Raw genomic sequence first — 11,015 nt, forward strand, 5'->3', positions numbered from 1 at the left:
GGGTAAGGCAAAATGGTTTGGTGACCCAACACCCGCAGCGCCCCGCCTCACCCGCCTCGCCCGCCTCCGGCCCGTCCGCGAAGACCGGCTCACCACAGACCGGCACGCCGCACACCCAGGAGTCCGGCATCGCCGCCCAGATCGCCGGCGAGCTCGGCGTTCTGCCGTGGCAGGTCAAGGCCGCCGTAGATCTGCTCGACGCCGGGTCCACAGTGCCCTTCATCGCCCGCTACCGGAAGGAAGCGACCGGCACCCTGGACGATACCCAGCTCCGCGAGCTGGAGGAGCGGCTGCGCTACCTGCGCGAGCTTGAGGACCGCCGCCGGAGTATCCTCGAGGCGATTGCCGCCCAGGGCGCGCTGACCCCGGAACTGCAGGCCGCCGTCGTCGGCGCCGACACGAAATCGCGGCTGGAGGACATCTACCTCCCGTTCAAAACCAAGCGGCGCACCAAGGCGCAGATCGCCCGCGAAGCCGGACTGGAGCCGCTCGCCGACGCCCTGCTCAAGCGCCCCGAACTGGACCCGGAGAGCGAGGCGGCCAATTACCTCAACGCCGAACACTCGATCGGGGACCCGGCCGCGGCGCTCGCCGGTGCCCGCTCCATCCTGGTGGAGCGCGTAGCGCAGGACGCCGACCTGGCCGCCACGCTCCGGGAACGGCTGTGGACCCAGGGCCGGATGGTGTCCCGGGTGAAGAAAGGCAAGGAAGCCGAAGGCCAGAAATTCAAGGACTACTTCGAGTTCTCCCAGCAGCCGGCCGGAATGCCCTCGCACCGTGTCCTGGCGCTGCTGCGCGGAGAAAAGGACGGCGCGCTGGAGCTGGACCTCGCCGAGGCTGATCCGAACGACGACGCCGCCCTCACTGCCGCGCGCGGCCGGTACGAGGCGGCCGTGGCCAGGTTCCTCGGGGTTGCCGACCGCGGCCGGCCCGCCGATGCCTGGCTGCTGCAGACCGCCCAGCTGGCCTGGCGCTCGCGCGTCCTGGCGCGGCTGACGGCAGACCTCCGCAGCCGGATGTTCGCCGCCGCCGAGGACGAGGCCGTGCGTGTGTTCGCCGCGAACCTGCGCGATGTGCTGCTCGCCGCGCCGGCCGGGAACCGCGCCACCCTGGGCCTGGACCCGGGACTGCGCACCGGCGTCAAGGTCGCCGTGGTGGACGGCACCGGCAAGGTGGTCGCGACCGACACCGTCTACCCGCACGCCCCGGCCCGGAAATGGGACGAGGCGCTGCGGACCCTCGTGGGCCTCGCCACGAAGCACGGGGTCGAACTCGTCGCGATCGGCAACGGCACCGCGTCGAGGGAGACGGACAAGCTCGCCGCCGAACTGCTCAAGCAGCTCTCCTCCGGACCGGAAAACAAGCCGCAGAAAATTGTGGTGTCCGAGGCCGGGGCGTCGGTGTATTCGGCGTCGGCGCTCGCCGCGGCGGAGCTGCCCGGCATGGATGTGTCCCTGCGCGGCGCCGTCTCGATCGCCCGGCGGCTGCAGGACCCGCTCGCGGAGCTGGTGAAGATTGAGCCGAAGTCGATTGGCGTCGGGCAGTACCAGCACGACGTCACGGCCGCGAAGCTGGACCGCAGCCTGGACGCGGTGGTCGAGGACTGCGTGAACGCGGTGGGCGTGGACGTCAACACCGCCTCGCCCGCACTGTTGAGCCGGGTGGCCGGGGTCGGGCCGCTGCTGAGCGAGAACATTGTGGCGTACCGGAACGAGCACGGGCCCTTCGCCAAGCGCAGCGAGCTGAAGAAGGTCCCGCGGCTGGGCGCCAAGGCGTTTGAGCAGTGCGCCGGCTTCCTGCGGATCACCGGGGGAGCGGAGCCGTTGGACGCCTCCAGCGTGCACCCGGAGGCCTACCCCGTGGCCCGGAAAATCAAGGCGGCCGCCGGTAAAGCGCCCGCTGCGGGAAGCTTTGCGGAGCTGAATCCGCAGGACTTCGTGGACGGCTCCTTCGGCCTGCCCACCGTGCAGGACATCATCGCCGAGCTCGAGAAGCCCGGCCGTGACCCGCGTCCTGCCTTCGCGGCGGCAGCGTTTTCTGAAGGCATCGAGAAGATCTCGGACCTCAGGCCCGGCATGGTGCTGGAGGGAACGGTGACCAACGTGGCCGCGTTCGGCGCGTTCGTCGACGTCGGGGTGCACCAGGACGGGCTTGTGCACGTCTCGGCCCTGGCCAACCGCTTTGTCTCCGATCCCCGTGAAGTGGTGAAGTCCGGGCAGATGGTCCGGGTCAAGGTGCTGGAGGCGGATCCGGAGCGGAAGCGCATCTCGCTCACCCTCAGGCTCGACGACGAACCGGCCTCCGGCGGTCGTGCGGCGGGCGGCCGCAGTGCCGGAGATCGCCCGGCCGGCGGTCGTGCGGACTCGCGGCCGGAACGTCCGCGGCAGCCGGCGGCGCAGGCGCAGTCGACCCAGTCGTCGACCCAGCCGTCGAATCAACCGTCCGGAAGGCAGCCGTCCGGGAAACCGGCAGCCGACCGGCGGACGCCGGGCAGGCAACCGCAGAAGCCGGCCCCCACGCCGTCGCCGGTCAACACCGCGATGGCCGAGGCACTCCGGAAGGCCGGCCTGGGCAAGTAGCGCCCGGTGCGGCTGCCGCACCACCGTTCGTCGCGGATTCCCTACCGCTTGGCGCATAACTAGTACGTTTGCTGACGATCTGCACCATGATTGCCGGAGGCAACGGCCCTCTACCGGAAGCTCGGTCAGAGGACCTGGCAGAGGGCCGTTTCCGCAATGTGCTGGACACCGATGTCCGTTGACGAGCAGGGGGAGTACTTATGGGTTGGCTGGACCGCGAACGAACCATCGCCCCGCCGGGATTTAACCGGTGGCTCGTACCCCCGGCAGCCCTCGCGGTGCACCTGTGCATCGGCCAGGCCTACGCGACGAGCGTCTACAAGACCGCGCTGGTGAAGCACTTCGGCGCGAGCCTGACCGAGATCGGCGTGATCTTCTCCGTTGCGATCGTGATGCTGGGCCTCTCGGCCGCCATCATGGGCACCTGGGTGGACAAGAACGGGCCCCGCAAGGCGATGTTCACCTCAGCCGCGTTCTGGGCGAGCGGCTTCCTGATCGGCTCCCTGGGCATCTTCAGCCACCAGCTCTGGCTCGTCTACCTCGGCTACGGCGTCGTCGGCGGCATCGGACTGGGGATCGGTTACATCTCCCCGGTCTCCACCCTGATCAAATGGTTCCCGGACCGGCCCGGACTGGCCACGGGCATGGCGATCATGGGGTTCGGAGGCGGCGCCCTGATCGCCAGCCCGGTCTCCACGGCCCTGCTGAAAATGTACGATCCCAACTCCGGGGCCAAGGGCTGGGTGGCCAGTGGTGAGTCGGTGGGCAAGCTCTTCCTGACCCTCGCCGTCGTCTATCTGGCCTACATGATGTTCGGCGCGTTCACCATCAGAGTTCCGGCCGAGGGCTGGAAACCGGCAGGTTTCGACCCCGCAAAGGTCAAGGCCGCCTCGCTGGTCACCACGGACAACGTCTCCGCCCGGAACGCGGTCAAGACCAGGCAGTTCTGGCTCGTCTGGATCGCCCTGTTCTGCAATGTCACGGCAGGGATCGGCATCCTTGAGCAGGCCGCTCCGATGATCCAGGACTTCTTCCGCCAGCCCGACGGCACGTCCCTGGCCAGCGCCGCAGTGGCCGCCGGCTTCGTGGGGCTGCTCTCGATCGGCAACATGTCCGGCCGCTTTGCCTTGTCCGCCACCTCCGATGTCACAGGCCGCAAGCGCATCTACATGGTCTACCTCGGCGTCGGCGCCGTGCTCTACACCGTGCTGGCGCTGGCCGGCTCTACGTCCACCGTCCTCTACGTGGCCCTCGCGTTCGTCATCATCTCCTTCTACGGCGGCGGGTTCGCGACGGCCCCCGCCTACCTGCGCGACCTCTTCGGCACGTTCCAGGTCGGAGCCATCCACGGCCGGCTCCTGACGGCCTGGTCCGCGGCGGGCATCGCCGGGCCGCTGATCGTCAACGCTTTCCTGGACGCGCAGGGCAAGCCCGGCGCGCTCAACGCCGCGTCCTACCAGCCCGCCTTGCTGACCATGGTGGGGCTGCTGGTGATCGGTTTCGTGGCGAACCTCTTGGTCACGCCGGTGGACGCACGATTCCACGAACCACGTCCTGGCCGCGTCCGGGCCGAAGAACCTGCCTTGGAGGGCTGAAATGAGTACTGCACAGAGTTCGGTCACACCGTCCACCGGGAGGTTGGTCATCGCTTGGGGGCTTGTCGGCGTGCCGCTCGCGTATGGCGTCTATGAGACCCTCACCCGCGTGGCGGCCCTGTTTGGCTGACACCGTGGTGGCAGAAGTCTTCGGTGGTAGTTCGCGCGCGGTGAGTGTGCCGTTCACACGCCCGGAGGCGTTCACCACCCGCCCCACGCTGCAGGGCACGTTCGGGATGAGCGCGTCCACGCATTGGCTTGCGACGGCGGCGGCCCAGTCCGTGTTGGAGCGCGGCGGGAACGCCTTCGACGCCGCGGTGGCGGGAGCGTTCGTGCTCCACGTGGTGGAACCGCACCTCAACGGGCCCGGCGGAGACATGACCGGGATCTTCGTCACCGCGGACCGGCCGGAGCAGCCCATAGTCCTGATGGGGCAGGGCCCTGCGCCGGCCGGGGCCACCGTGCAGCACTACGTGGCCGAAGGCCTGGACCTCGTTCCGGGATCGGGTGCCCTGGCCGCCGCGGTGCCTGCCGCCGTCGACGCCTGGCTCCTGCTGCTGCGTGACCACGGGACGTGGGAGCTGGACGCGGTCCTGGACTTCGCGATCGGCTACGCGCGGGACGGGCACCCGATGCTCGGCCGGGTCGGAACCACCATCGCGGCCGTGTCCGCGCTGTTCGAGGCGCACTGGCCCACGTCCGCTGAGCTGTGGATGCCGGGCGGCCGAATCCCGGTTGAGGGCGAGCTGGTGTGGAACCCGGCCTATGCCCGCACCCTGGAACGGCTCGTGCAGGCCGGAGTTAGGGAATCCACCCGCGAGGCGGGAATTGATGCGGCCCGCCGCGAGTGGCGGGAGGGGTTCGTGGCCCGCGCCATCGTGGAGTCGGTTCAGTCCCCGCACCGGCATTCCTCGGGCACGGATCACCGCGGAGTGCTCGCCCTGGACGATCTCGCGGGATTCGAGGCCGGGTATGAGGCGGCCGCCACCGTGGAGTTCCGGGGCCACACGATCGCCAAGACCGGGCCGTGGGGCCAGGGGCCGGCGCTGCTGCAGACCCTGGCCATTCTGTCCGGCTTCGAGGACCGGTTCCTTGATCCGTCCACCGAGCTCGGGGCGCACACCGTACTGGAAGCGCAGAAGCTCGCGCTCGCGGACCGGGAAGCGTACTACGGCGACACGGACGTGCCGCTCGATTACCTCTTGTCGGAGGACTACTGTGCCGGCCGCCGGGCGTTGATCACGGAACGGGCCTCCCACGACTTCCGGCCTGGCACCGTGCCCGGGCTGGCGCCGTACAGGCCGCCACTGCGCACCAATTACACGCTGCCGGCGCTCGCGGGCCATGCCTCCGCGGCCGGACTCGGCTTCGGCGAGCCCACCGTGACACCCGCGGGGGAGACCCGCGGCGATACCTGCCATATCGACGTCGTGGACCGCTGGGGCAACATGGTCTCCGCCACGCCGTCCGGCGGCTGGCTGCAGTCCTCCCCGGCGATCCCGGAGCTGGGCTTCTGTCTGGGCACCCGGCTGCAGATGACCTGGCTGGAGCCCGGCACGCCGTCCACTCTGACGCCCGGCAAACGCCCGCGCACCACCTTGACGCCAACGCTCGTGCTGCGGGACGGCCACGCCGTGACCGCGCTGGGGTCGCCCGGCGGCGACCAGCAGGACCAGTGGCAGCTGCCGTACCTGCTGCGGACCATCGTGGGCGGGTATTCGCCGCAGCAGGCCATCGACGCACCGACGTTCCATACGACGTCGGTGCCCGGGTCCTTCTGGCCGCGCACCTGGGAGCCCGGCGGCGCCGTCGTCGAGGACCGGCTCGGTGAGGACGTCATCGCGGGGCTGGAACGCCGCGGGCATGTGGTCAGCCGGGCTGGTGACTGGGCGCTGGGGCGGTTGTCCGCCGTCGTGCGGGATCCTGAGACCGGGATCCTGCAGGCTGCCGCGAATCCGCGCGGTGCGCAAGGGTACGCCGCGGGCCGGTAGCGGTTGGCGGTGCGTAGCGGTGGAGCTGAGGAATGCTCGCTTCCTAGCCGGAAGCCTTGAGCCGGTCCATGAAGCGGAGCGACTCGGCAACTATCTGCTGCTGCGCCTCGTTGCGGCTGATGCCCGGCTCGCCGTCCCCGGGCTGCCCACCGTAGTCACCGAAGAACGCGTGCACGCCGCCCACAACCGTTGCGTAGGTGGTGGTTGGCGGGAGCAGGGACCTTGACGCCGCGATCTTGTCCGGCGTGCTCAGGCCATCGTTTGCGCCGGAGATGGAGAGCACCGAGAGGCCCTGCGCGTCCGCCATGTTCTCTGCGGGGTACGAAGCAAAGAGCAGCAGCCCGGAGACGTCGTGATTCGCCGCCGCGAAGGATGATGCGCTCACGCCGCCCAACGAATGACCACCGACGGCCCAGGAAGTGATTTCGGGATGCCGGTCCATGGCTGCACGGGCCTGGTTGGTGTCCAGCAGGGAGACGCCGAGGGGTGGTTTCAGGATGACGACTAGATGACCCGCGTCCGCGAGCGGCTGCAGCAGCTCCTGATAGGCGTGCGCGTCGACCCTGGCGCCCGGGTAGAAGACGAGACCCGTGGTGGCTTCGCCCGCCGGGGCAAGGGTGATTGAAGTTGCGTCTTCTGCAGCCTTTGGCCCGGCTGGCGCGGTCGCGGTGGGTCCATTGGCCGGGACCGTATTCTCCCGGTCGGGTTGGTGGGGGAACGGGCTAAGCCACATCAGCGCCGCCACGAAACCGAGGACCGTGAGCCTGCCTGCGATCCCGCGGACCAACTGCCAGGTGGAAATGTCACCGCTACGCTGCTGTTTGCCGCCGAACCACCAGCGTCTGACCAGAATCAGCGCCCAAAGTATCCCCAGTGCGACGGCGGCCACCAGGAGAGTTGGCAGGGCGGGGTGGCCGCCGAGGACGGCCGGGTTGCTGAGCAGCATCCAGAGCGGGACCACTATCAGGGCGGCCGCCGCGAGAGCGCCGCTCCCGTTCAGGATCGAGGACTTCCAGGAAGTGGGGTTGGGCCCTGTGGGGCCGGGGCCGGGGGTTTCGGTGGGGTTCGCAGGACGAAAAGGCTGGCCTTCCTTCACGGTTTGATGATAACCCCCGGCAACGGAACCCAAACGGGTCCGGCGCGACAAAACCCCGTCACCGGCTCGATCAGCGGCCGCTGCGCCCCGCCCACAGCCCATGCAGCAGCGGAAGCACCGACGCGATCATCAGGACATTGCCGAGCACCATGTCATCCGCGCGGACCACGGAGCCGGAAACCAGCAGGGCGCCGAAGATCAGCGCCGATGCCGATCGCTGCGCCGTGCGGTCAAGCCGTCCCAGCTGCCGCTCAAGGCGCGGATTTGCTACCGACAGTGAACCGTCCTCGAGCCGGGTTAGCAGCCCATCCAGACGTTTCGGCAGACCCAGCGCCATCCCGGCGGCATCGAGCGCCTGCTGGGCAACGTCCTGCACGATGTTGCCGCGCTCATCGCGCAGCAGCTGCGCCGCATAGGGTTCGACCGAGTCCCACAGATTGAACCGGGCGTCCAGCGAGCTGCACACACCCGACGTCAGTGACATCGCCCGGATAATGAGCAGGAAGTTCTCCGGCATCTGGAACGGCAACGAGCGGACCACATCACCGAACTCCACCGCAAAATCACGGAACTCCCGGGGGTCAACCTCGCGAAGCTCGGCGAAGCCCATCCCGCCAAAGCGGGCAAAGAGGTGCGTCATCGCCCGCTCAAGCTCGACCGTGTCGGCTGAAGGCACCAACACCCCCACGTCGCTGATCGCGGTCATCAACCCCTTGCCGTCACGCGAAGCGGCAGCGATGAGCAGCTTCCGCAGACCGCTGCGTGTGCTCGCCGGAACCTCGCCCATCATGCCGAAGTCGATGAATGTCAGCTTCCATGGGTGCTCCGTGGATGGATCGGCAACCGGCGTGACAAAGATGTTCCCAGGGTGCGGATCGGCATGAAAAAAGCCGCTCGTAAAAATCTGGTCGAACATGACCGAGGCAAAAACAGGGGCGACCTGGGCCGGATCGATGCCCGCCGCCAGCAGTGCCTCCGAGTCCGTGATCTTGATCGCCGTGACGTCTTCGAGGGTGAGCACGCGGCGGGTGCTCCGTTCCCAGACGACGTCGGGCACCTCCACCCGGCCGTCGTCGGCGAAATCGGCGGCGAACCGCCCCGAATTCGCCGCCTCATTCAGGTAGTCGATCTCCTCAAGACTGGTCTGCGCAAACTCCTCGACCAGGGCGGGCATGTCGGCACGATCGGACACCAGGCGCACGTGGCTGAGCCAGCCGCCCACTTTGCGCAGTGCCGCCAGGTCGACGTCGACAATGGCCTTGATGCCCGGCCGCTGCACTTTCAGCACCACGCGGTCGAGCCCGGTGTCGGCGGCGTCGCCCGGGCCAAGCCTCGCCCGGTGCGCCTGCCCGAGGGACGCTGCTGCGATCGGTGTCTCCTCGACCGAGGCGAACAACTGCTCCAGCGGCGCGCCCAGCTCAGCTTCGGCGAGGGCGCGGATCGCGGGGAACGAAACCGGAGGCACCTCGTCCTGCAGCCCCTCGAGTTCCTTGGTGATCTCGGGCGGCAGCACGTCGAGCCTGGAGGACAGGAACTGTCCGACTTTGATCATGAGGCCGCCGAGGTCCACCGCCAGCGCATGGAAGCGTTGAGCGAAGCGCCGCATCCTCTTCGCCCTGGTGCGCTCGGCAATCCGCACCAGCCCGATGCGGGGGAGGAACAGCTCGAACCACCAGGTCACCGCGAGATGCCATGCGGCGAAGCGCAGGATGCGGCGGTAACGGGCCCGGTGGCCACGGGTGCCGGGTCCCGGAGCTGCCCGGTCCCGGCGAACCGACTTCACCCCGGTCAGCCCTGGGCGAGGATCGCGTACAGCCGGCGGCGCGCGTCATCGAGCACCGCCACGGCTTCCTGCACCTGCTCCGGCGTGCCGGTGCGTCCCACCTGGGAGGCGGCCTGCGCGAGCTCGACGCCCGCCTTGGGCAGCGCCGCGAATCCCGAGCCCGACGCCGGACCCGTCGACTCCCAGGGCGCTGACGTACCGGCACCCGCCATCTCCTCGCGGCCCGCGTCCGTCAGGGAATAGATCTTGCGGCCGTTGGATTCCTCAGCACGGATAAGGCCCTCGTCGGCCAGCAGCTGGAGGGTCGGATAGACGGAGCCAGCACTGGGCTTCCAGGTGCCGCCGCTGCGCTCCTCGATTTCACGAATAATCTGATAGCCGTGCATCGGCCGCTCGGCGAGCAGTGCCAGCACAGCCGAGCGCACCTCGCCACGCCCCGCCCGGGAACCCGAGCGCTTCTCGAACCTCGAACGCAACTCCTCTACGGCCTGCCACATGCCGTCGACATTGTTGCCGCGAAATCCGCCTGCCGGGTAAGAACTGCGCATCATGCTCTCCTCTGGACGACCGTGAACGATATACAACGATAGCCAACGATACACGCGCAAATTTGCGAAACCAAGAGCGCCGGCGATCCACATCTTGCATCGTGATCCGACAGCCGTCAGCGTTCCTTTTTTCGGTTTCCCGGGCCTGCTGAGCGGGCTCACGGCGCTTACTTGCATGCTGCCAGGCCAGTCCTGCCTGAGTGCCCAAAATAAATCCACCGAACCATACGCTTTTCCTACTTCAGGATTGGTCGCCACGGTCGATCTGGAGATTTCGCGACGTGCAAATCACTAGCGCCGTTGAGCGCGGCGGCCGGCCTTTTGTCCTCGGAGGATTGCTGAGTATTCCCCCAACGCCTAACCCGGCACGACGATGGCCGTTGAGTACTCAACCCAATCCTCCCTCCGGCCCTCCCGAAAAAGGCGATCGGCAATCCGCTGACACTCCTGCAAGTCGCTCCAGGGGCTCCACTGATTCAGCATTGTGGTCAAAGGCCCATGTGGTTCAGAACGACTCCAACTTATGTCTGTAACTCGGAATCGCTGATTACTAATCCAGTGGGATACTCGACCCGTTTTTCCAACTCGCCGTCCCGGAACAAGCGGGCCGCGACGATCTCACATTCCTGCCAATCGCGACACCATTTAGTGGTTAGAAAGTGGTCAGGCGAGTGGCTTCTGCGTCGTTACCCGTCATCCATTCCGGGCCCAACGACGCTGATCCCGGGTTCCCGAGGAAATCTGTCAGTGCCGCCTCGACAGGTCCGAGGTCGTTAACGAACCGAGAAGGAATGAAGCCCGTCGCATCACCCATCGGCACCTCCACCGATTCATCCTTCGCTTGTCCGGGCCGCAACAACACCGCCCAGGAACTCTCCTGGTCAGCATCAGCATTCCGGTGACAGACCATCCCCAGCCCAACACCACCGGCCACCTCAAAACGTGCCGACCCATGCTCAACAGCCAGCCGTCCACGCAACTTCCCGTCCAAGGAATGCAGCGCAGCACCAGCCGCCTCACGTGCCTCCGCGACGGTGCTAAGGCCCCGCCCGTCAACAAGCCACTCCGCCTTATTTGTGGTTTCCCGGCTCGGCTTAGCGGGCTGACGGCTCCGCTTATTCGCATGCTGCCAGGCCAGTCCTGCCTGAGTGCCCGAAATAAACCCACCGAACCACGCGATTCCGGCTGGGCCCAACACCAAACAGAGAACGAGGGAAAGCACCAAAACCAACATGGCTAGCCATCGCCAGGGCGGTGAGAAACGCAGCAACCACACACCCACGGCCAGGCCGGCGAGTAGTGCCACGACCTCCTGTGACACGTGGTCCTGAGGTCCTGCCAGGATCACCGCGACCGTGGCGCTCAATAACACGCCACTAAGGATCAGAGCATTCCTTACCGGATGCTCAGCTTTTCTTCCCAC

8 protein-coding genes are annotated in these 11,015 nt (G+C 67.7%); 4 read left to right on the forward strand and 4 right to left on the reverse strand.

What is annotated here, in order from left to right; genetic code table 11:
- Positions 1-20: 20 nt before the first annotated feature.
- The 4 genes from AC1DDH_RS09775 to AC1DDH_RS09790 all read left to right on the forward strand — a co-directional run bounded on the left by AC1DDH_RS09775 (position 21) and on the right by AC1DDH_RS09790 (position 6,165).
- Positions 21-2,579, forward strand: a complete 2,559-nt coding sequence (locus AC1DDH_RS09775; protein WP_476955323.1) for a helix-hairpin-helix domain-containing protein — start codon at positions 21-23, stop codon at positions 2,577-2,579.
- A 200-nt stretch (positions 2,580-2,779) separates the two neighbouring features.
- Positions 2,780-4,174 (forward strand): OFA family MFS transporter, encoded by a 1,395-nt coding sequence (locus AC1DDH_RS09780; RefSeq protein ID WP_476955324.1) that lies wholly within the window; start codon positions 2,780-2,782, stop codon positions 4,172-4,174.
- 1 nt (position 4,175) lies between these two features.
- On the forward strand, positions 4,176-4,304 hold the full coding sequence (locus AC1DDH_RS09785) for an MFS transporter small subunit (protein WP_263407449.1): 129 nt from the start codon (positions 4,176-4,178) through the stop codon (positions 4,302-4,304).
- Positions 4,305-4,410: 106 nt separating this feature from the next.
- Positions 4,411-6,165 (forward strand): gamma-glutamyltransferase family protein, encoded by a 1,755-nt coding sequence (locus AC1DDH_RS09790; RefSeq protein ID WP_476955336.1) that lies wholly within the window; start codon positions 4,411-4,413, stop codon positions 6,163-6,165.
- A gap of 43 nt (positions 6,166-6,208) precedes the next feature.
- Here AC1DDH_RS09790 and AC1DDH_RS09795 read toward each other — a convergent pair whose 3' ends face one another.
- The 4 genes from AC1DDH_RS09795 to AC1DDH_RS09810 all read right to left on the reverse strand — a co-directional run bounded on the left by AC1DDH_RS09795 (position 6,209) and on the right by AC1DDH_RS09810 (position 11,015).
- The gene (locus AC1DDH_RS09795) at positions 6,209-7,261 is read right to left on the reverse strand and encodes an alpha/beta hydrolase (RefSeq protein ID WP_476955325.1); all 1,053 of its coding nucleotides are present in this window, start codon (positions 7,259-7,261) and stop codon (positions 6,209-6,211) included.
- Positions 7,262-7,331: 70 nt separating this feature from the next.
- Positions 7,332-9,044 (reverse strand): ABC1 kinase family protein, encoded by a 1,713-nt coding sequence (locus AC1DDH_RS09800; protein WP_476955326.1) that lies wholly within the window; start codon positions 9,042-9,044, stop codon positions 7,332-7,334.
- Between the two features lie 5 nt (positions 9,045-9,049).
- Positions 9,050-9,592, reverse strand: coding sequence for a PadR family transcriptional regulator (locus AC1DDH_RS09805; RefSeq protein WP_223915556.1), 543 nt, complete (start codon positions 9,590-9,592; stop codon positions 9,050-9,052).
- Between the two features lie 652 nt (positions 9,593-10,244).
- Positions 10,245-11,015, reverse strand: a complete 771-nt coding sequence (locus AC1DDH_RS09810; protein WP_476948312.1) for a hypothetical protein — start codon at positions 11,013-11,015, stop codon at positions 10,245-10,247.

It is taken from the genome of Arthrobacter sp. 10T425 (assembly GCF_056393985.1).

Excerpts from the sequence above, each read along its gene's own strand:
- AC1DDH_RS09785 (WP_263407449.1), top strand. The coding sequence starts at position 4,176 with ATGAGTACTGCACAGAGTTCGGTCACACCGTCCACCGGGAGGTTGGTC.
- AC1DDH_RS09805 (WP_223915556.1), bottom strand. The coding sequence starts at position 9,592 with ATGCGCAGTTCTTACCCGGCAGGCGGATTTCGCGGCAACAATGTCGAC.
- AC1DDH_RS09780 (WP_476955324.1), top strand. The coding sequence starts at position 2,780 with ATGGGTTGGCTGGACCGCGAACGAACCATCGCCCCGCCGGGATTTAAC.
- AC1DDH_RS09790 (WP_476955336.1), top strand. The coding sequence starts at position 4,411 with ATGAGCGCGTCCACGCATTGGCTTGCGACGGCGGCGGCCCAGTCCGTG.